A 21,616-nucleotide genomic window follows, 5' to 3' on the forward strand; every position below is an offset into this window, starting at 1 on the left:
CGCCTACATTGATAATCCCCAATTCCCTTCTTTCCAGGAAAAAGTCGGCTTTAAGATCGTCTATAGGTTCCAGGCTAATTTTTTTATCTACCGGGAACGCCCCTCCTGCTATATACCGGTCGTACATCGTATAGGTAAGGTTAATTTCATTTTTTTTGAATAGCTCCGGGATCAAAAAATGATCTCTTAATTCTTGTGTCGTATATTTTTTTACATCTTCGGGATGATGTGCATATCTAAATTCTGATTTTGTCATAATTGTAGTTTTAATAATTAAAATTTAGTTCTGTAATTCGTGTTCTAGCTCTTCTAAGGATTTACCTTTTGTTTCAGGCATCATAAAGTGAACAAATAGAAGTTGAAAAATCATTAATCCGGAAAAGATTGAAAATACTATCCAAGGTTCAATGGTATTGATCAATACCGACCCAAAAAGAGTGACAAGTGCAGCAAAAATCCAATGGGTACCACTGCCCCATGCCTGCCCGTAAGCCCGAATTTTGTTTGGGAAAATTTCTGATATAAATACCCAAATCACTGCTCCCTGCCCAATTGCATGTGCGGCGATAAATATTAATATAAAAGTGAAATTAAAGCTCGCCGCGGCATTAATATAAAAACCGTAAGCCACCATCGATAGACTGATAATATAACCCAAGGATCCAATATACATTAATACCTTTCTTCCTGCCCTGTCTATTAGGTACATTCCAACCAGAGTGAAAATTATATTTACTACTCCTATAGCAATGGAACTAAACAAAGAATCTGACGTACCAAAACCCGCCTTCTTCAAAATTTCTGGGGCATAGTAGAGAATAAAATTTATTCCCGACAGCTGATTAAAAAAAGCTATTAAAAAGGCCAAAGTTAAAGGGAATCGATACTTTTTAGAAAATAAGCCCGAGATATTCCCTTTGTTTATATTATAATCTTCCTCTATTTCCATTAAAGTCTTCGTGGCTTCCTCTTTATCGGCGGTTTTTAAGAGTATCTCCAGGGCCTTATTTTTATCATGTTGATGAAGAAAAACCCATCTGGGACTTTTGGGAACCCCAACAACCAAAAGCGTGTAAATAAGTGCCGGCGCGGCTTCCACACCAAGCATCCATCGCCAGTCATTATCACCGCCCACACCATCCAATAGATAATTAGACACGTAAGCTATTAGAATACCAAATACAATATTGAACTGGTATAAAGTCCCTAATCTACCTCTATTGGTTGCCGAAGAAATTTCAGATATATAAGTAGGTGCTGCAATGGAAGAAATTCCTACTCCTAATCCTCCAATAAACCTGAAAGCAGAAAATGTATAAGGATCTAAGGCTAAGCCAGAACCTATTGCCGAAATAAAATAAAGAATACCCACTCCTATTAAAGTATTTTTTCGACCAAACTTATCCGTAGGAACACCTGCCGATAATGCACCCACCACAGTTCCCCAAAGTGCCATAGACATTATAAAGGTGCCATGGAACCATTCAGATGTATCCCAAAGTTCTTTAATGGGAAGATTTGCCCCGGAGATTACCACGGTGTCAAAACCAAAAAGAAAACCCGCCATGGCAACTACAATGGAATAATAAATTAATTTGCTATTCATATAAAATTTTTAATTTATTCAAACTCCTGGACTACCTGATCACCGTTTAAAAGTCTGCGATAGCGCATTAGAGCCTCCACATAATAGTAATCTGCATAATTTATGGAGTAATCGACTTCACTACCGGCCGGAAAATGTCCAGTTGAATGAAGCAAGGCCGCACTGTTTTTATCTCTACTCTGATAATTCTCAGATAATTCTACCAGCATCTCTTCTGCTTTGGAGAAATATTCCTTTTTGAGATTCGGTTTTTTGGTAAGTGTGGAAAGTTCTAAAAGTGCCGATGCCACAATAGCAGAAGCAGAAGCATCTTTGGGCTCATCCGGAATATTTGGAGCATCAAAATCCCAGTATGGAATTAAATCTTCTGGTAATCTGTCTAGATAAGGTCTCGTTACTTTCTCTGCAAAATCCAGGAATTTTGGATCCCTTGTTTCGCGATATACCATAGTATAACCATAAATAGCCCAGGCCTGTCCCCTCGCCCACATACTTTCATCAGCAAAGCCCTGATGCGTAACCGCTTTTATTTTTTTTCCGGTCTGCTTATCGAAGATTACGACATGATAGGAGGTATAATCCGGCCGGAATTGATTCTCCATAGTTTTCTCGGCATGACTTACGGCAATATCATATAGAGAAGAATCGCCTCCATTTTTAGAAGCCCAAAATAACAGTTCCAGATTTATCATATTATCCATGATGGTATTATGTTGTGGCCACTCCATATTAGGAACTTCACGAGGCCATGAAAGGATAGTACCCACCTTAGGATTATAAAGTGTGGCCAGGGTATCTGCTGTTTTTAGAACAACTTCTTTATATTTTGGGTTACCGGTAAGCCTGTAACCATTTCCGAAACTGTTAAATACCTGAAATCCTAAATCATGATCATTAGCCGGACTAACGGACAGGGGAGTTAAATAATCTGTGAATTTTTCAGCCTGATCCTCCCATTTTTGATCATTAGTAAAATCATATAAATACCAAAGCTGGCCGGGCCAAAAACCACTGGTCCAGTCTTTATAATTTACAAATTTCCACTCTTTACTGTCCGGAGCAATATTTCGAGGTAAGACTTTTTCATTAGGGATCAATTTTAGGGTTTTAAAGGCCTGGTTGGCACAATAGGTTAATTGATCTTCTACTAAAAACTGGTTTTCTGTAAGATTTTGGATTTCGGCCTTTTCATAGTCCTTTAAATTATTCTTACAACCGGTAAAGAGGAAAACCAGGAAATATATAGCTATGAAGCTCTGGGTAAGTATTCTCATAATATGATAATGGATTGTATTTTACAATGAAGTATCAAACTGGATAAATAAAATCTTAGAAAAACTTTATTTATTTTCATCACTATAACATGTCTTTTAAAATTATTCTGTTTTTATTCGTCTTTTTACAGTGACAATTTTAAATATATTTCTGGCTATTGGGTGTAATTTACAAGTCAAAGGCTATAACACATCATTCTTTTTGCACATTATATATGGGATATTGCGAAATTTTTAGGTTTCGCTTTTTCTTCAGAAGAAATTGCATATCCAAAATTTGAGTTTTCAGGAATTAGGGTGGACAATCTGATTATCGTTAAGCGAAATGCTTCTGGTGCAAAAATTGAAGTTTTTATCTCGTGCTATGGGATAAGATTTTCTAATCCAAAAAAAATTATCATGCGCATTTATAAAGGAAAGTAAACACAGGATCGTTTCTACACCTTGTTGGCAGAATATTCTCGATAGTAAGATTTACTCTATTTTACAAAGTAACAAAAGGCATATGTACTCCGTGCCTGGCATTTTTCAGCTCAATACCAGCCGAAAATTTTCATTTTCTTTGTTCTGAATGTCAAACTGACCAGTGATAAAAAATTTTATCTAACGTAGGAAATTGACGTATTTTTTAGAATATCTAAGAAGATGCTGAAACATCCCGATAGCTCGGGACAGCATGACGGCAATTCTAAAAGCCAGCATCGTCACCTGAGTTGATTTCAGGGGCTATAATAATACCCAAATAAAAATCTGTCAATGCCAGCCTGTCGGAATTATTAAAAGCTTGAATTTCAATATTTCGACAAGTTCAATCTGACAAAATACTGGTGCTTTAACTTAAATAATAAAGAGTTTACTGGTCAGGTTTAGTACCTTTTTGCTTAATAAACTGTGTAGGGGTTACCTCAAAGAACTCCTTAAAGGTTTTTGAAAAATAAGCCGAAGAGTTAAATCCGGTCATATGAGTTACTTCCTTCACGGAATATCTTTTCTTTAATAATAAGTCTGCCGCATACTTAAGCCTGATGGTGCGTATAAAAGTACTTGGATTTTCACCGGTAATTCCTGTTATTTTTCTATAAAACTGAGAGCGGCCAATGGCTAATTCCTTTATGATATCGTCTAACTGGAAATCGGTATCTGCTATATTATCTATAATTATTTTAGTAGTCTTATCTAAAAATACTTCATCTAAAGAATTAGTGGTCACATCACTGGAGGCCGCCACACCTGAAATAGAAGTGAATTTCTCCCGGATCCTTTTCTTTGCTTCTAATAAATTATTGATCCGGGCCTGAAGAATATAAATATTAAAAGGCTTAGGTAAATACTCATCGGCACCTGTTTTATAACCCTCTATTTTATCTTCCTCCATGCCTCTGGCGGTAAGAAGTATAACCGGTATATGGCAGGTATCAAAATCAGTTTTAATAAGTCTACATAATTCGAAACCATCCATATTGGGCATCATCACATCACTTATTACGATATCGGGATAGTATTTTTTTACTTTATTATATCCAATAGCACCATCTTTTGCCTCTTTAATAATGAAATGATCCTGCAACTCATTCTTTAAATGGTTCCTTAGTTCTTTATTGTCTTCTACTATTAATATCGAAGGTTTTTCTTTATTTTCAGTTTTATCATATACTTTTTCTAATTTCTCGTCCTCATTAGAAATAGCTATTTCATATTCGGCAGATTTAACAGTATTAATATTCTGATCTACCGAATCCAATTTATTAATTAATTCGCCCATCCGTCCTTTTTCGCCCTGTGGAGGTTCTACAGGCAGATTCACTATAAAACTACTTCCTTTACCATATTCGCTTTCTACCCAAATTCTCCCCCCATGAAGTTCTACTAAGGCTTTGGTAAAATTCAATCCGATCCCTGTTCCTGTTTTCGTGTTATCCACATTATAGAACCTTGAAAACACTTCTTTTAGCTGTTCCTTTTTGAAACCCACTCCCGTGTCTTCAACTCTTATTTGTATATATTCCTTTACCTTCAGCTTTTTTATAAATTTTGAACCGGTGCTGTCATCCATAAAAATTTCGGAAATATCCAGCTTGACCGTTCCACCCTTTTTAGTAAATTTTAGTGCGTTAGAAAGCAGGTTAGTGAGTATTTTTTCATACTTATCTAAATCGAAATACATATCATATTCCGTATAAGCTGATGTAAATATGAAATTGATATTCTTTTCTTCCGCAATGCCTTCAAACATTTTAAAGGTGTCGTCACTAAATTTTATAATATCGGTTTTGGTTAACCTTAAAGGATCCCTTCCCATTTCCATTTTTCGAAAATCCAGAAGCTGATTAATTAAATAAAGCAAGCGCCGGGCACTTCTTTGAATAATTTGTGCTGATTTCTTAACCTCCAGAGGATCTTTATAAACGGATAAAATCTTATCTATAGAATTGAGTATTAAAGTTAAAGGCGTCCTGAATTCATGTGAAATATTTATGAAAAAACGTAATTTCATTTGATGGAGCTCGTTTTCCTTCTCTTCCTTTACTTTTTTGGAATAATACCAAAAAAAGAACCATACAAGCGCGAAAACCAGAATAATGTAGGTGATGTATGCCCACCAGGTGCGCCATGGCGGGGGTAAAATTTCTATATTGACCTTGGCTATTCGCGCATTTTCCCAATTATCCCCAAGCGAAGCTTTAACCTCAAATACATAATCCCCTGGTGGTAAATTTGAATAATTTGCAGTTCTATTTAAACCGGCACGAATAAATTTATCATCGATACCGGCCATCCTATAACTATAATTTACTCTTTCCGGATTCTGGTAATGTAAGGCTACAAATTCAAATGCCAGATGATTCTCATCATACCGCAGTTTTAAATGGTCCAGCCTAGAAATTGCATTGTTGAATAATACCCTTTCATTAATGGTATCACCTGGTTTAACAATATCATTAAAAAGTTTGAAACGGGTTATTATAGGTGTTATATCTGCTGAAGAAGTTTCAATCGCGTCAGGATTAAAAATATTAAACCCGTTTATCCCGCCAGCTATAATTCGTCCATCATCGGTTTTTTCAATAGATTTACTTTGAAATTCCATGCCCTGCAAGCCATCATGTACATTAAAGTTTGTAATGCTATTGGATTTTGTATCAAGCATGGACAACCCACTTTTGGTAGTTATCCACATGTTCCCATTATCATCCTGAACAATACCAACGATCAAATTATTGGGTAGACCATCTGCAGAAGAAAAACTTTCCAGTACTTCCAGGTTTTTATTTAATTTATAAAGACCAATATCTGTACCCACCCATATATTCCCCGAACGGTCTTCAGTAATATAATTAATACGGTTGCCCACTATATTTGAATGAGTGACTTTCTTAAAGTCTAATTCTTCTGGAATAAAATTTTCCATCTTATCAAGATGGATATAGCTAAGTCCTAACGAGGTTCCAATTAACAGTCTGTTTTTTGAGTCAATGAATAGAGAGAAAACAAAGTCACTCATCAAACTTCTTGAATTTCCGGGAATGTTCTTAAACTTGTAAAACCTGTTGGTCCTGGGGTCTAATAAATTAAGCCCTTCACTTTGTGTTCCTACCCAAAGTCTTTGCAGCGAATCTTCTACAGCATACCAGGCAGTATTTTGCCCTATAGAATATGGATCTGATGCATTGTACTGATAATTTATTGCAGTTCCCTTTTCGGGATAAAACCTACTCACACCGCCATCCCAGGTACATATCCATATGGATCCGTCATGACTTTCAGTTAAATAAAGAATTTTGTCTGAACTAATTGAAGAAGGATCTTGAGGGTCTGCCTGATAATACTCAAAAGTAGAAGTGGCTTCGTTAAATAGATTAAGCCCCCCTCCATCGGTGCCAATCCAAATTCTTCTTTTCCTATCCTGAAGTACAGACTGGGCTATTCTAGTGCTAAGTCCATTACGGCTTCCTAACTGATAAAAATAATGACCAAAAGAAGCTTTTGCCGGTGCCTGCTTACTCACCCCCTTGTTGTATGTTCCAATCCAGATAATACCTTCTGAATCTTCATAAACCTGAGATGATTGATTATTGGGAAGGGAAAATGGGTCCTCAGGAAGGTTTTTCAAATGCTGGACAAGACCTTTCTCTTTACTGTACAGGTAAATTCCATGGCCTCCTGTAGCAATCCATAACACCCCATTCTTATCCTGGTAAATATCGTAGATAGAAACGTCCTGATTGACAATTTCAAGAGTCTTGAATTTATTAATTTTTCGATTCCAGTATATTAAATAGGAAAGATTGTTACCAATATAAAAATTATTTTCATTATCGACAATCACCCTCTGGGGCAATCGATCCAAACCAGAAAACTCCAAACCTTCAATAAAATGTCGTTCAAAGTTTTTACCATTGAATTTATTAAGGTGGTTTCCTTCAGTTCCAATCCAAATGGTGCCCTCATTGTCTTTGACGATATTATTAACATCGTTATTATCAAGGGAAAAATCATCTCCTGATTCATAGCTAAAATGATCTATATTCTCAAAATTCTGAAAGATAGAGACTGTGTCTTCTATATGTAGTCTTACCGCACCTAACTTGGTTCCAACCCATAGGGAATTGGAATTTTTATCAAATAACAACGTATTTATCGTCTCAAAAGAATCTTCATTGGTATTCGTTGACTTAAACAGTTTAATGCGCTTAAATCCTTCAGTATCTTTGTCAAAGACGTTAAGACCATTTGCAGTTCCTATCCAGAGATTTCCGCTATTGTCCTCAACAATTGAACTTATTCGATTATTACTAAGGGAATTTGGGTTATTGAGCTCGGGCCGGAAAATTTTAAAATCATAGCCATTATATTTATTTAGGCCATCAATAGTTCCAAACCATAAAAAACCATCACTATCCTGGAATATTTCTGTACAGGTACTGCTGGATAAACCCTCCTCGGTATCAAGATTCTCAAATTTTAGATTGGTATACTGAGCCTGCAGTAAGAATGATAAAAGAAAGAATAAAGTAAATAAATATTTTAATCTATAATTCATTGACTAAATCTTATTAAAGATAAAAAATGATTGATTTTCTATAAAGAATCATAAATCTATAATGTATGTCATTCTGTCCCCATAGCTATCGGAACGTTTCAGAATCTCATGATATCGCAAATCACTATAATAGGATAAGACCCTAAAATCAAAGATTCAACGGAGTCAAATGAAATTCAGGGTGACGCGATAACTATAGGACAAAAAAACGGACATACGTAAAAATGATCCTGATTTTCTTAAAAATTTCTTAAATACAAATTAACTCGAAATATATACATATTCCAATTTTCAAAAGAATCATTGTTGATTTTTTCAATTTTCATAGCCATAAATGAGTGCTGGAAAATTTTTTGAATGTATATCCGTTTACTGCCCACTGCCCCTACACAACTTTTTGTCTTCCTGACTACAGTCAAAGTCAAGATAAAAAACAGCTCGCCTAAAGTGATTGACGACGAAAATTCACAAGATAAGGAGCTTTAAATTGTTTGCAGATTAGTCGTTTCGATTACCTACTCCAATGTAGGCAATTGTGGCACTGTGAAAGAAGCCACCAGGAATCCCCGCATCTTAAGAACTTATGTGATTAAAAAAAACCTGAAATAGCTTTAGCGGCTATTTCAGGATCAAGAAAAATTCGAATATTAATGAATTATCCTTTTGGAGGAAGATCGAAAGCAATTGCTTCGTGTTCAAAATGATTACGATGGGATCCATCGCAAAACGGTTTTGTATTCGATAATCCGCAACGGCAAAGAGAAACCTGATCCCTTCCTCCCAGATCGTATACATTCCCATTTTTATCTACTATTTCAAAATCACCATTTACTTTAAGTGATCCATTATTATTTACGGTAAGTTTGGTTTTAGACATTTTAATTGGTTTAGGTTAATGCTTTAAAGTTGGTCAATTTTAATTTGATATAAAATTTATTTAAAGATTAATTTTTTATCAGCCCTTTATAATTTTTCATACCATCCAATGATATGTTGCTCAAGGATATTCAAGAACTTTTAAAATTCCTTTCATGATTGAACCGAAGTTAATTTCCTCACAAATAAGTTTTTTTAAATACTTCTGGAAGTAATTTTAACATTCAAAAAAATAAAAAATGAATCAGGAGGCACACAAAAACCATCTTATTTCACCATCCGGTGGGATGGGTTCTATATTTGAAAATGGAAAAACAACCTTCCGGGTTTGGGCACCCAATGCAAATAGTGTTTTTGTTGTTGGCGATTTTAACGACTGGAACGAGGAAGCCCTGGAGTTACAATCTGAAAATAATGGATATTGGGCAGGTGCTATTGAAAATACAAATGAAGGCGAACAGTATAAATATGTGATCCATAATGGTGACCAAAAGCTTTACAAAAATGATCCATACGCTTTTGAGGTAACCAATAGCGATGGTAATTCCATCATCCGTACTCTAAATTTCGACTGGGAATATGATGATTTTCAAATGCCTTCATGGAATACACTGGTAATTTATGAATTACATGTTGGGACTTTTAATAGAAAATATCCCGATAAGGTGGGAACTTTTGATGATGTGGTTGAGAAGTTGGATTATCTTCAAAATCTTGGTATTAATTGTATTGAACTATTACCGGTAGCCGAATTTGCCGGCGGAATCTCCTGGGGATATAATCCCGCACATCCTTTCGCTATCGAGCAGGATTATGGTGGTCCGGACGGTTTATTTAGATTGGTGAGGGAGGCACATAAAAAAGGAATCGCCGTAATTATGGATGTGGTCTATAACCATCTAGGCCCTTCTGATGTTGATCTTTGGCAATTTGATGGCTGGAGCGATAATGATAAAGGCGGGATTTATTTCTATAACGATCACCGTAGTGATACTCCGTGGGGAAATACCCGCCCCGATTATGGAAGGCCTGAAGTACGCAAATATCTAAGGGATAATGCCCTGATGTGGATTGAAAAATATCATTGTGATGGGCTGCGTATGGATGCTACTTCTTATATACGTTATGAAGGTGGCGGGTTGGGTGTTGATACTGAAATTCTGGAAGGCATAATTTTAATGCGTGATATCAATTCTGAAATTAGGGAAAAATATCCTCATGTATTAACTATTGCTGAAGATCTTAAAGGCCAAAGCATTATTACCAATAAAATTGAAAATGGGGGGATTGCTTACGGTACACAATGGGATATGAATTTTGTGCACCCGGTGCGCGAAGTTTTAAGCGCCATGAATGATACTGAAAGGGATCTGGATAAGATCGTTCAGGCACTTATGTATCGTTATAGCAATGATGCCTTTAGCCGTGTGGTTTATACGGAATCCCATGATGAAGTTGCCAATGGAAATTCAAGGGTTCCTGAAGAAATCCAACCCGGGGATGCTGAAAGCCCATTTGCGAAAAAACGAGCCATCCTGGGGATTGTTTTAGCTCTGACCGCTCCGGGAATTCCCATGATCTTCCAGGGTCAGGAATTTTTAGAATACGAATATTTTAAAGATGACCGTGGATTAGATTGGGAAAAGTCTAAATGGAACGGAGGTATTGAAAAGCTTGTTGCCGACTTAGTACATTTGAGAACAGGGAAATCTGGCGGCGCTGAAGGCTTGATGGGTCAAAATATTGAAATGGTACATAGCAATCAGGAGAATAAAATTTTAGCCTATGTGAGGAGTAATAATGGGGAATTTACCAATCCTGTTCTGGTTATTATAAACTTCGGAAATCAGGATTTTGGGGATTACGGAATTGGTATTAAAGAAGGCAGGGACTGGAAATTAAGATTTAATAGCAGCTGGAAAGGTTATGATGAAGCTTTCTCAGAAATGCAAGTAAATGGAATGTATAAATCTGAAGAATCTACTGATGATCTTCCCTGGACCGGAAAAGTAAATATTCCGGGCTATTCAGCACAGATCTATTCTTTATAAAACAAAAAGCCGGCAATATTGCCGGCTTTTTTGTTTTTCAATTTTTAAATTTAATCCAAATCCTTAAGCGCTACTTCTTCACCTTTTTTGTTCAGAAGTTTTACCTCATCAAATCCCATCTCTTTAAATTGCTGAAATTGCGTTTTGACATCGCCAACAACGATGTAAGCCATTTTAGATTCATCAAGATATTTCGTAGCTAATTCCTGGTGCTGTTCCAGGGTCATATTATTAACGATATCTTCTTCATTCTGAATATAATCTGAATCCAAATCATAAGCGCTCATTTCCTGCAACATTCCGAGAAGTGATCCCTGGGTTTCAAATCTACGTGCGTTTGATTTGATCAACGCATTTTTAGTGAATTCAAGATCTTCTTCAGAAATCCCTTCCCTATATTTCGCAATTTCATCCCTAAAAATCCCTACCGACTCACCCGTAGTATTTGTTCTAACCGATGATGAAGCGGTAAAAGTTCCCGGAATTTTTGAACCACTAAAACCTGAACGCGCCCCGTAGGTATAACCTTTTTCTTCACGAAGAATTAAGTTCACATTTCCGGAGAAAGATCCCCCTAATTTGTAATTCATCACTTCCAGGGGATAAAAGTCTGCGTTCGTTCTTGGAATCGCGATATAACCAATATTGATAATAGATTGTTTTGCATCTGGCACATCTACAAAATATAAAGATGCCTTATCACGCTTATTCTCAATACTGAATTCCGGAATACTTACTTCTTTCGCTTTCCAGTTATTCTTAAGACCTTCTGCTGCGGCTAAAGCTTCAGATTTGTTCACGTCACCCACTACATGAAATCTTGTAACTGAAGGAGAAAAATTATCTGCATAATATTTTTTCAGGTCTTCTATAGTGATCGCTTCTACAGATTCCTTTGTACCTGAAGTTGGATAAGCGAAAGGATGATCTTCCCCATACAGAATTTTATTATAAACCCTCCTCGCAATGGCATCAGGATTTGCATCACTTCGTTCAATACTATTAATAGTACTGGTTTTAATCCTGGCAAACTCTTCTTCATCCCATCTTGGCTCCAGTAATATTTCCTGAACCAGATCCATGGTTTTTCCGAAGTTCCTCTTCAAAGTATTTCCTCGCAAAATGATGGATTCATTCGTTGTATACATATTGATGTTTGCTCCCAGAAGATCAATTTCTTCTTCCAGTTCCTGCGGGGTTTTATTTGCAGTCCCTTCCATCATGATATCTGTCATAATATTGGCAACTCCATTCTTCTCTAAATTATCCAGTAAATGCCCCCCTTCAATAACTACGCTGAAATTCACTAAGGGCAATTCATTTTGCTCAATTCCATAAACCTTCATTCCGTTGGCCAGTTCTGTATTCCAGGATTCAGGAATGTTGAGTGTAGGTGAATCGGTCATCTTAGGACGAACAGATCTATCAAAGCTGGAAGGAGTTTTCTTAATTTCCTCCTTTTCTGTCTCTACAACTTCGGTTTCCTTATTTTCTACGATCTCTTCTTCAACCACCTGCGCTTTTTCAGAATTTTCAGCAATAAGTTCTAATTTTCCTTTTGGGACGAAACTGGTTAAAACGAATGGCTTATCCTTGATATATTTATTATAGACCCGAACCACATCTTCTTTGGTTACCGCTTTAATATTCTCAATATCATCCTTATAAAAACCAGGATCGCCAGCAAGCACATCATATCGCGCTAATTGAAACGATTTACCTAGAACACTGCTAATCCCGTTATAAAAATTGGTTTCCTGGCCGGCCTTTATTTTTTCAATGTCACGCTCGGTAACGCCTTTTTTTTCAAAAAGATCGAAAGCATCATAAATACCTTGCTCAATACTATCTAGATCTACTCCGGAATTTGCCGTAACATTTATAGTAAACTGTCCCGCAATTTGGCTGGGACTATTGTAGGCATAGGGTCTTGAAGTTAGTTCCTTTTCTTTTACCAAAACTTTATAGAGAGGTGCATCCTTGCCTTTAGAAAGAATTTCTCCAAGATAGTCCAGCGCATAAGCATCTTTACTGTACTGTTCCACTACCGGCCATACCATATTTAATTGGGGTGCAGTCGCAAAATTATCTTCATGGTATAAACGTTTGGATTTATCCAGACTGACAAGTTGCGTTTTTAATGGTTCAACTTCCTGACCTTTTTTGATCTCACCAAAATATTTTTCAACGAGTGCTTTTGCCTCACCTTCCTCAAAATCACCTGCAATTACTAAAGTTGCATTGTTAGGACCATAGAACTTATCATAAAATTCCTTTACGTCTTCCACAGTTGCATTTTGAAGGTCTTCCAATTCCCCAATTACCTGCCAGCTGTATGGATGCCCATCTGGGTACATATTTTTATCGATAACCCAACCTGTGTGTCCATATGGATTGTTATCTACCCGTTGTCTTTTTTCATTCTGAACCACTTCCTGCTGGTTGGCAAATGCAGAGGCGGTAACGGTATTAATAAGGTATCCCATCCGGTCAGATTCCAGCCAAAGCACCATTTCCAGTGCATTATTAGGTACCACTTCATAATAGATGGTTCCATCCTGCCAGGTTCCTCCATTTAAAGTACCCCCGGCATCCTGAATGGTTTTAAAGAACTGATCCTGGGGAACATTTTCAGATTCCTGGAATAACATATGTTCAAATAAATGGGCAAAACCGGTTCTGCCTTTTTTCTCACGGTTAGAGCCAACGCCGTACTGAATTGCGACTGAAACTATAGGATCAGATTTATCCTGATGTAGAATAACATTTAGGCCATTCTCAAGTTCATATTTGTCAAATTCAATAGTCAGGTCAGATTCTGCGGAGGTTTCCAGAGAATCAGTTTTAACCTGAGCTTGTGCTATCGGTTGGTTCTCATTACTTTTCTTGCTATCCTGAACTTTACAGGAAATAAAAGAAATGCACATAAAAGAAAGCCCTGAGGCTATCATTTTCAATTTGATATTTGTCATAAGATTTTTATTAAGATTCCTAATTTATGAAAAAGATATCTGGTTCATTGTCCGTACCCAAATAAATTTGTAACAATAATTCGGAAAAATCCCAAAAAGCTTTAATTTTCAATGTAATTTTTTCAGAAAGGAAAACAATTGAAAGATTTACCAAAATATTAGAATAAATATTGTAATTAATCAAGGTATAATACCTACTACCTTCTTAACCAATTCTATTATTGAAATTTTTATATGAGTTCAAAGAAAATTAATTACTCCATTTTGGAACTTGCCATGGTTGGAGTAGATATAAATCATTCCCAGGTTTTTTCTAATACATCAAAACTAGCACAGGAAGCTGAAAATTTTGGCTACACCAGGTTTTGGCTGGCTGAACATCATAACATGGTAAGCATTGCCAGTTCTGCAACGACTGTTTTGATGACGCATGTTGCCGCTAACACGAAAAAGATCAGAATTGGCTCCGGCGGGATTATGTTGCCCAATCATTCCCCTCTTCTCGTTGCTGAACAGTTCGGGACTCTAGGCTCCTTATACCCAAATCGTATTGATATGGGCTTGGGACGTGCTCCCGGGACAGATCAGGTAACCGCTCATGCGATTCGTAGCGACCGGATGAACTCCGTTTATAAATTTCCTAACGAGATCGATGAAATTAAAAAGTATTTTAGAAATCAACTGCCCACCACAAAAGTAAGGGCAACCGTTGCCGAAGGTGTAAATGTTCCCATGTATATTTTGGGCTCAAGCACCGACTCTGCCTATGTTGCCGCGGAAAAAGGTTTGCCTTATGTTTTTGCAAGCCATTTTGCCCCCGCGCAATTATTTCAGGCTCTGGAAATTTATTACAATAAGTTTCAGCCTTCGGAACAATTGGAAAAACCCTATGCGATTGCGGGGGTAAATATCATTGCTGCTGAAGATTTTTCTTATGCTGAAAACCTTTCTACGAGTTCCATAAAAATGATGCTGGGAGTAATGACCGGCAAAATTGATTTTCTACAAAAACCTGAACCAATGACTTCAGAATTACGGGAAGTTAAAGAAAACCCTGCCCTTCAGCGTATGCTGAAATATTCATTTGTGGGCGATAAATCTTCCGTCAAAAATGATGTGGAAAATTTTATTCGTGAAACGGGTGTAGATGAAGTTATTGTCGCTTCCCATATTTATAACCACGAAGACCGGGTTAATTCTTTCAGATTATTCTCTGAAATTATGCAGGAAATTAATGCTGAAAATGAAGTTTTTGCCAGCTAATTCAATTTTTTAATATATATCACTTTGTTGTACCCAATGGAACTTTGGTCATCCTGAGACTCGTGATAAAAAGATTTAGCTAGCGTATCGGGACAGCATGACGACAATTTTAAAAAGCAGCATCGTCATCCTGAACTGGTTTCAGGGTCTATACTACGCAAATAAAGTAAAATACATCAATGCTAGTGCATTCGAAGGGTAGGCAAAAGAGTCTCAGCTAAAATTAAAATGATCTCATTGATCTACTTTTAAATTGTAGGATCTTAAGCGGACAATCAAAGTTTTAAAACACATTTTTATTCCGCAAATTCTTCAGTTTGTTCTTTCTGAATAATTTCTGAAAGGATTGCCCATACATTCTCGGCCAGGATCTTCTGGCCTTCGGCAGTGGGATGAATCCCATCTGACTGATTTAATTCCCGAATTCCAGCCACGTTTTCGAGCAAAAATGGAATAAGTGGAAGATCATTTTCTTCTGCCAGTTCCGGATAGATATTTTTGAAATTTGATGTATAATCCTGCCCGAAATTGGGCGGAATTTGCATTCCCGCCAGGATGATCTGTATGTCGGGATCTTTGGCCCTTACCTTATCAATAATTTCCTGTAGGTTTTTCTTTGGTTCAGAAACCGGGATGCCACGCAACCCGTCATTTCCTCCAAGTTCCAGAATAAAAATGTCCACTTGTTGATTCAGGATCCAGTCTATTCGTCCTTTTCCTCCCGCAGTGGTTTCGCCACTTAGCCCGGCATTTACCACTTCATAAGGCAAATCGAGAGAATCTATTTTTTTCTGAATAATTTCCGGAAAACCCAACTCTCCTTCGCTCAATCCATAGCCTGCGGTTAAACTATTTCCAAAAAATAAAATAACCTCATTGCCTTCAGCTACGGTTTCCTCTATTCTAGAATCCTGCGCATTCTTTTCTGGTGTATTCCCTTCCGAAGAATTTTTACAGGAAGTAAATAAAATTAGGCTACATACGATTATATATTGTAAAGCAGTTCTCATATATTCGGGGCTCATTTGAAATGAATTCTTTATTTTCCTACTAACTTAAAGAAAATAACTTTTAAAAAATGGCAAAAATCCTTGATGTTCGCAATCTTCAGAAAAGTTATTCCAGCGGCTCCAAACAATTACAGGTTTTACACGATATCACTTTCAGCATCAATGAAAATGAAACTTTTGCCATAGTTGGCCCATCGGGAAGTGGTAAAACTACGCTATTGGGGCTTTGTGCCGGTTTAGATTATGCCGATGATGGGGCAATCGAATTATGTGGAGTTAGCTTAAATGACCTTTCTGAAGATGAGCGCGCCATATTACGAAATCAAAAAGTAGGTTTTGTTTTTCAGAATTTTCAACTACTTCCAACTTTAACCGCCATTGAAAATGTAAGTGTGCCTTTGGAATTACAGGGAGCAAAAAATGCAGCCGAAATCGCGAAAAACTGGCTGGAGAAAGTTGGTTTGATAGATCGTTTAGAACATTATCCCTCGCAACTTTCCGGAGGTGAACAGCAAAGGGTCGCCCTGGCCCGGGCTTTTTCGAATGCACCGGAAGTGCTTTTTGCCGATGAACCCACCGGAAATCTGGATGAAGAAACAGGACAGAAAATTGTGGATTTACTTCTTAATCTAAACAAGGAAAACGGTACAACCCTGGTAATCGTAACCCATGACCTGGATCTGGCTAAGAAAACGCAGAATATTTTAAAATTAAAAGGCGGCCGAATCATTGATCATGTAATAAAGGCCAATGCTTAAAAATTCAAAAAATCCCGGTGTTTCCTGGTTATTTAAAATGGCCTGGCGTGATGCCAAAGCAAGTTATAAAAAGCTTGTCCTTTTTATGGCATCCATGGTTTTGGGTATAGCGGCAGTGGTTTCTATCCAGTCCTTCAGTGAAAATCTAAAAGACAACATTGCCCTACAGTCCAAATCATTAATGGGCGCAGATTTTATTATAGATAGTGACAAACCAATTAATAAAAGGGTCCAGCAAATTATAGATTCCCTGGGAGGTGCACAGGGAAGTGAAATTAGTTTTGCTTCCATGGCGGCATTTCCTAAAGTAAATGGCACCAAATTGCTCCAGGTGCGCGGGATTGATGGGGAATTTCCTTTTTACGGAGAATTAGAAACCAAACCGAAAATTGCTTCAACAAACTTTCAAAAAAATAGATCGGCTTTAGTGGATGCAACCGTCATGTTGCAAATGGGTTTAAAATCCGGCGATAGTATTAAAATTGGCTCGACTACGTTTCCAATTGAGGGATCTCTAAAATCAGTTCCGGGAAGTACGGCCTTATTTAGTTCTATTGCACCACCAGTAATTATTTCTCAGAAAATGATCGAGCAAACCGGGTTGATCCAGACCGGTAGCCGAATAGATTACAAATATTATTTTGTGGCCGATGCGCGGCAGGATATGGATAAGCTGGATGAAAAACTTGATCCCATTCTGGATACTGAAGATGCCGATCTTGATACACATAAATCTACCAGTGAACGTTTGGGCCGCCGCTATGAGAATTTTGGACGGTTCCTTAATCTTGTGGCTTTTATAGCGCTCATCCTTGGGTGTATTGGCATTGCCAGCGCAATCAATATTTATATCAAAGAAAAGTTACCATCGATTGCGATTTTAAAATGTTTGGGGGCTTCTAGAAAACAAAGTTTCCTGATCTTTTTTATCCAAATAGCCGGAATGGGATTACTCGGCGGACTTATTGGAAGTATCGCCGGTGTATTTTTACAGCAAATATTTCCGTTACTGCTACAGGGTTTGCTACCGGTAGAAGTTGAAATTACTCTGGCTCCTAAAATTCTTGCGATCGGGATCCTCTTGGGTTTATTAATGGCTATTCTATTTTCGCTCTATCCTCTAATCAGTACCTTTTATGTTTCTCCGTTGAGAGCTTTAAGAATCCAGTTAGACCAATCTTTACGATCTAAAAAAGTAGCGATCATAATTTTCTTATTGATCTTTATTTTTGTTTTCCTGTTCTCTTACTGGTTGCTGGAAGAATGGAATTATGCCTTTTTCTTTGTTTTGGGAATCGCCATTACTTTCTCTATTCTTGCCGGGATTGGAAGTCTTTTTATGAAACTAATCAGAAAATTTTTTCCTGCGAGTTGGAGTTTTGTTTCCAGGCAAAGTTTATTGAACCTTTACCGGCCTCAAAATCAAACGCTGGTTTTAGTGATCACCATTGGGATGGGAACATTCCTTATCAGTACGCTATATCTAACCAAAGATCTTTTGCTCGCCCAGGCTTCTGTAGAAGAACAGGCGAATAGCCCAAATTTGATCTTGTTAGATATTCAGGCTGCGCAAAAGGATTCTGTGGCCAATGTCATTAAGGCTCAAAACATTCCTGTCCTGGAAAATATCCCTATTGTTACGATGAAGGTGGAAAGTATCGGCGGAATTTCAGCAGATGAAATAAGACAGGATACCACTTCCAGCGTCAATTCCTGGATCCTGAACCACGAATTTAGGACCACCTATCGTGATTCTTTAATCGCTTCTGAAGTTTTGGAACAGGGCAAATGGATTGGCGACGTTTCGAATCAAAAAATGATTCCCATAAGCGTTAGCAATAATTTTGCGGAAGATGCTAAAGTAAGTGTAGGCGATACGATTAGCTGGAACGTACAGGGGGTTTTAATGAATACCTCTGTTGCCAGCATTAGAACAGTAGATTGGAGCCGGATGCAGCTGAATTTTTCAGTGGTTTTTCCAAAAGGTGTGCTGGAGGATGCACCTCAGTTTCGAGTACTCACCACCAAAGTTTCAGATGATAAAACCTCTGCAAAACTTCAGCAGGAATTAGTGAAAAGATTTCCCAACGTTTCCATTATCGACATAAGGCAGATACTAGGAGTGATCGAAGGTCTCCTGGAAAAAATTTCCTGGCTTATAAATTTTATGGCTTTCTTCAGCATCTTAACGGGCATTATCGTTTTGATTGGCGCAGTTCGAACCAGCAAATTTCAGCGGGTTAGGGAAAGTGTTCTGCTTAGGACTTTAGGAGCAAGATCGTCTCAAATTTTAAAAATTTTCGCCATGGAATATTTTTATCTTGGGTTCTTAGGAAGTTTATCCGGCATTGTTTTATCGCTTTTCAGTAGTTTTTTACTGGCCCGCCTTGTTTTTGAAACAGCCTTCAGCCCTAACCTGCTTCCCATCTTTTTAGTGCTCCTTATGGTGACCTTTTTAATCTTAATCATTGGAGTAACCAATAGCCTGAGCGTGATTAAAAGTCCGCCACTAAAAGTTTTAAGAAAAAAATTAGGATGAAGGCTTCCGTAATGAAATATATAGGTAATGAACCTCCTTGGTAAGGTACTATAAAATGCATTATAGTGATCAATATTAAGTTAACTATTTTTCTAAACTCAGGGAATAATTCGCTAATTTCATAAGGTTATAATTTATCCCGAAAATGAAATTCAAATCGGTTGCCGATAAAATAAGTAAGCTGTCTCCTTATGCTGAAATGATGCCAGGGATATTAATTATACATAAATTGAAACCCTTTAAACCACTATATATTACTTCGAACGGTTTAACTTTGGGATTCTTTCCTGAAGAATCTAAAAATCCTAACGAACACCTTCATGAACGCTTTTTTAACAATGAAGACTTATTGGATTTATTGCTGAAACTAGAAAAGCATTTGATAAAGGGAGATCCAAAAGAGACATTTACTTTTTTCCAACGGGTCAGGATAAAGGAAAAGCTTGATTGGATATGGCATATAGCAAGTACACGAATATTTATGCAAAGTGAAGAGGGCATTCCCACACACATAATAACTATTTCAATTCCTATAGACCAGATGAAACATGTCCCGGTAAAGGCTACCAGGTTTCTTGAAGAGAGTCTGTTTTACAATAGAAATTTTGAAAAATTCATGGAGCTTCGTCCGCGAGAAAAAGAGGTGATGATATATGTTGCAAAGGGCTTAAGTTCTCATGAAATTTCAGATAGGCTATTTATATCAAAAGAAACCGTTAATACCCATAGAAAAAATATTAAGCAAAAGCTGAGCATTAGCTGCAATTATGAATTTACCGAATATGCACAGGCTTTCGATTTAATTTAAACCTTCACAAAATAGCAGGCATCTTCTTCATCACCAGGCTCATCATCCCAATCTATTTTTCAAATAAACTTAATTTTGTGGAATTTAATGCTGTATTGAAAAAGAAGTTACCTGTCCCCTCTTCAGTAACCTTTAGAATATCATTGGTGACTGCAAAAATGCAGATATCAAAAACTGCATCTTTATATACTCCATTTATCGTAATTCCCTCACACGGGTTCATTCGATGAATTAATTTATATTTTCTTTAGAATGCAAAACCAGTTCCAATACTAAAAATAAGTCCAGAACTTAGAAGTTTTAAGAAACCATTATCTCCAAAATCGTAACTTTCATTTTCCCGGGTACCATCATTATAAATGATCACCGATTCAATAGAATCTGGAATAGGGTTTAAAGAATAGCCTATTTCGGGTCTAACATAAAATAGTCCCCCCCACTTTGCCCCTATTTTTAAATTAAATGAGTTATTACTAATATCAAAATACTGCTTTCCAGGGACATTATCATCGTCACCTTCCATCACGATTTCTCCCTTCACTTTTAAACTCCCATAACTTAGACCACCGTAAAGACCCTTTCCGGGTTTAAATAAATAATAATTAAGTCCTCCAGATATATATGAAAAATCCAATTTATCGTCGTTTGAATCATCGGACTGAAACCAGGAAGATTTAAATTTTGATAATTGAGCCGCTACCGCCAGTCTATCATTAAAGAGTGGCGTTACATATTCTGTCCCTAATCCCGAAATATTGGGAAATCCCAATTTAGATTCAAATCTAAAAGGCCGAACTTTAAAATTAGTCTCCTCATTATTTGAAGAAACTGATACTGGCTCCTCTTGGCAGAAAGTGAACAGAGGAAATACAACTAGGAAAAAAATCAGAAAGGATTTAGCTGTTTTCATAATAAGAAATTGAATGTTAATATGAATCAAAGATATTTCGAGAAAAAATTTAGAGCAATACCCACTAGTGGTGATTTTTCATAACTATCTGATAATTAAACAAAAAAGGGTGATATCCCCCCTTTTTCAATAATCTTACATTCTATTTCTTTTATATAAAAGAGAGTCCATTACACACCCTATTCTATTTCCCCAATAAGTATTTTCTCTTCTAGAATTTTTTATAAGATTTGGATATAAACAGATGAAATTCCGGTTTTGGGCAAGGCTTCTCTATCAATCAGTAACACTTATCCTAAAATTGGAAAAAATGCATAATCACATTAATATTTTAACCGGAAAAGTAAGAACTCTGGGTAAATTTGAGTTAGCCTTCAAAGCTTCTAGATTTTCATCTTTTTTTTAGTAATGAGAATCTTATTCCATCCCCCTAAGGTGATCATGAAATTTCACTCTTAGTAGAGAACAAAGATGTCTAATATCAATTCTTTGTATCTTCGGCAGAAAT

General features: G+C 36.9%; 13 protein-coding genes and 1 pseudogene. 5 read left to right on the forward strand and 9 right to left on the reverse strand.

The window, feature by feature from the left end:
• From DHD80_RS13635 to DHD80_RS13655, 5 genes and pseudogenes are all read right to left on the reverse strand, one after another.
• Positions 1-256 (reverse strand): annotated as a pseudogene (locus DHD80_RS13635) (5-dehydro-4-deoxy-D-glucuronate isomerase); the annotation flags it as partial.
• A gap of 24 nt (positions 257-280) precedes the next feature.
• Positions 281-1,606, reverse strand: a complete 1,326-nt coding sequence (locus tag DHD80_RS13640) for a sugar porter family MFS transporter (RefSeq protein ID WP_251741995.1) — start codon at positions 1,604-1,606, stop codon at positions 281-283.
• A gap of 14 nt (positions 1,607-1,620) precedes the next feature.
• Positions 1,621-2,880: a glycoside hydrolase family 88 protein gene (locus DHD80_RS13645; protein ID WP_251741997.1), complete on the reverse strand. Its 1,260-nt coding sequence runs from the start codon at positions 2,878-2,880 to the stop codon at positions 1,621-1,623.
• Between the two features lie 853 nt (positions 2,881-3,733).
• Positions 3,734-7,921 (reverse strand): two-component regulator propeller domain-containing protein, encoded by a 4,188-nt coding sequence (locus DHD80_RS13650; protein ID WP_251741998.1) that lies wholly within the window; start codon positions 7,919-7,921, stop codon positions 3,734-3,736.
• Between the two features lie 655 nt (positions 7,922-8,576).
• Entirely contained in the window at positions 8,577-8,798 is a 222-nt protein-coding gene (locus tag DHD80_RS13655) for a CDGSH iron-sulfur domain-containing protein (protein WP_251742000.1), read from the reverse strand.
• Between the two features lie 238 nt (positions 8,799-9,036).
• On the opposite strand from DHD80_RS13655, the gene DHD80_RS13660 reads away from it, so the two are divergent.
• Complete coding sequence (locus tag DHD80_RS13660) at positions 9,037-10,848, forward strand: alpha-amylase family glycosyl hydrolase (protein ID WP_251742002.1); 1,812 nt, start codon at positions 9,037-9,039, stop codon at positions 10,846-10,848.
• Positions 10,849-10,898: 50 nt separating this feature from the next.
• Here the strand turns inward: DHD80_RS13660 and DHD80_RS13665 are convergent, their stop codons facing one another.
• The gene (locus DHD80_RS13665) at positions 10,899-13,820 is read right to left on the reverse strand and encodes a pitrilysin family protein (protein WP_251742004.1); all 2,922 of its coding nucleotides are present in this window, start codon (positions 13,818-13,820) and stop codon (positions 10,899-10,901) included.
• Positions 13,821-14,054: 234 nt separating this feature from the next.
• Here DHD80_RS13665 and DHD80_RS13670 point away from each other — a divergent pair, with 234 nt between their 5' ends.
• On the forward strand, positions 14,055-15,083 hold the full coding sequence (locus tag DHD80_RS13670; RefSeq protein WP_251742006.1) for an LLM class flavin-dependent oxidoreductase: 1,029 nt from the start codon (positions 14,055-14,057) through the stop codon (positions 15,081-15,083).
• A gap of 296 nt (positions 15,084-15,379) precedes the next feature.
• Here the strand turns inward: DHD80_RS13670 and DHD80_RS13675 are convergent, their stop codons facing one another.
• Complete coding sequence (locus DHD80_RS13675) at positions 15,380-16,093, reverse strand: arylesterase (RefSeq protein WP_251742008.1); 714 nt, start codon at positions 16,091-16,093, stop codon at positions 15,380-15,382.
• Positions 16,094-16,161: 68 nt separating this feature from the next.
• On the opposite strand from DHD80_RS13675, the gene DHD80_RS13680 reads away from it, so the two are divergent.
• The 3 genes from DHD80_RS13680 to DHD80_RS13690 all read left to right on the forward strand — a co-directional run bounded on the left by DHD80_RS13680 (position 16,162) and on the right by DHD80_RS13690 (position 20,198).
• Positions 16,162-16,851, forward strand: a complete 690-nt coding sequence (locus DHD80_RS13680) for an ABC transporter ATP-binding protein (RefSeq protein WP_251742009.1) — start codon at positions 16,162-16,164, stop codon at positions 16,849-16,851.
• Positions 16,844-19,390: an FtsX-like permease family protein gene (locus tag DHD80_RS13685; RefSeq protein WP_251742011.1), complete on the forward strand. Its 2,547-nt coding sequence runs from the start codon at positions 16,844-16,846 to the stop codon at positions 19,388-19,390. The genes DHD80_RS13680 and DHD80_RS13685 overlap by 8 nt, the downstream gene beginning before the upstream one ends.
• Before the next feature lie 145 nt (positions 19,391-19,535).
• Positions 19,536-20,198: a helix-turn-helix transcriptional regulator gene (locus DHD80_RS13690; protein ID WP_251742013.1), complete on the forward strand. Its 663-nt coding sequence runs from the start codon at positions 19,536-19,538 to the stop codon at positions 20,196-20,198.
• Between the two features lie 52 nt (positions 20,199-20,250).
• Here the strand turns inward: DHD80_RS13690 and DHD80_RS13695 are convergent, their stop codons facing one another.
• Complete coding sequence (locus DHD80_RS13695; RefSeq protein ID WP_251742015.1) at positions 20,251-20,421, reverse strand: hypothetical protein; 171 nt, start codon at positions 20,419-20,421, stop codon at positions 20,251-20,253.
• 24 nt (positions 20,422-20,445) lie between these two features.
• Complete coding sequence (locus DHD80_RS13700; protein WP_251742017.1) at positions 20,446-21,108, reverse strand: hypothetical protein; 663 nt, start codon at positions 21,106-21,108, stop codon at positions 20,446-20,448.
• Between the last annotated feature and the right edge of the window lie 508 nt (positions 21,109-21,616).

The organism is Gramella sp. AN32, from assembly GCF_023718305.1.
GTDB lineage: Bacteria > Bacteroidota > Bacteroidia > Flavobacteriales > Flavobacteriaceae > Christiangramia > Christiangramia antarctica.

Coding starts and splice junctions, on each gene's coding strand:
- DHD80_RS13695 (WP_251742015.1), bottom strand. CDS start 20,421: ATGAACCCGTGTGAGGGAATTACGATAAATGGAGTATATAAAGATGCA.
- DHD80_RS13670 (WP_251742006.1), top strand. CDS start 14,055: ATGAGTTCAAAGAAAATTAATTACTCCATTTTGGAACTTGCCATGGTT.
- DHD80_RS13650 (WP_251741998.1), bottom strand. CDS start 7,921: ATGAATTATAGATTAAAATATTTATTTACTTTATTCTTTCTTTTATCA.
- DHD80_RS13660 (WP_251742002.1), top strand. CDS start 9,037: ATGAATCAGGAGGCACACAAAAACCATCTTATTTCACCATCCGGTGGG.
- DHD80_RS13680 (WP_251742009.1), top strand. CDS start 16,162: ATGGCAAAAATCCTTGATGTTCGCAATCTTCAGAAAAGTTATTCCAGC.
- DHD80_RS13685 (WP_251742011.1), top strand. CDS start 16,844: ATGCTTAAAAATTCAAAAAATCCCGGTGTTTCCTGGTTATTTAAAATG.
- DHD80_RS13655 (WP_251742000.1), bottom strand. CDS start 8,798: ATGTCTAAAACCAAACTTACCGTAAATAATAATGGATCACTTAAAGTA.
- DHD80_RS13640 (WP_251741995.1), bottom strand. CDS start 1,606: ATGAATAGCAAATTAATTTATTATTCCATTGTAGTTGCCATGGCGGGT.
- DHD80_RS13675 (WP_251742008.1), bottom strand. CDS start 16,093: ATGAGAACTGCTTTACAATATATAATCGTATGTAGCCTAATTTTATTT.
- DHD80_RS13665 (WP_251742004.1), bottom strand. CDS start 13,820: ATGACAAATATCAAATTGAAAATGATAGCCTCAGGGCTTTCTTTTATG.
- DHD80_RS13645 (WP_251741997.1), bottom strand. CDS start 2,880: ATGAGAATACTTACCCAGAGCTTCATAGCTATATATTTCCTGGTTTTC.
- DHD80_RS13690 (WP_251742013.1), top strand. CDS start 19,536: ATGAAATTCAAATCGGTTGCCGATAAAATAAGTAAGCTGTCTCCTTAT.
- DHD80_RS13700 (WP_251742017.1), bottom strand. CDS start 21,108: ATGAAAACAGCTAAATCCTTTCTGATTTTTTTCCTAGTTGTATTTCCT.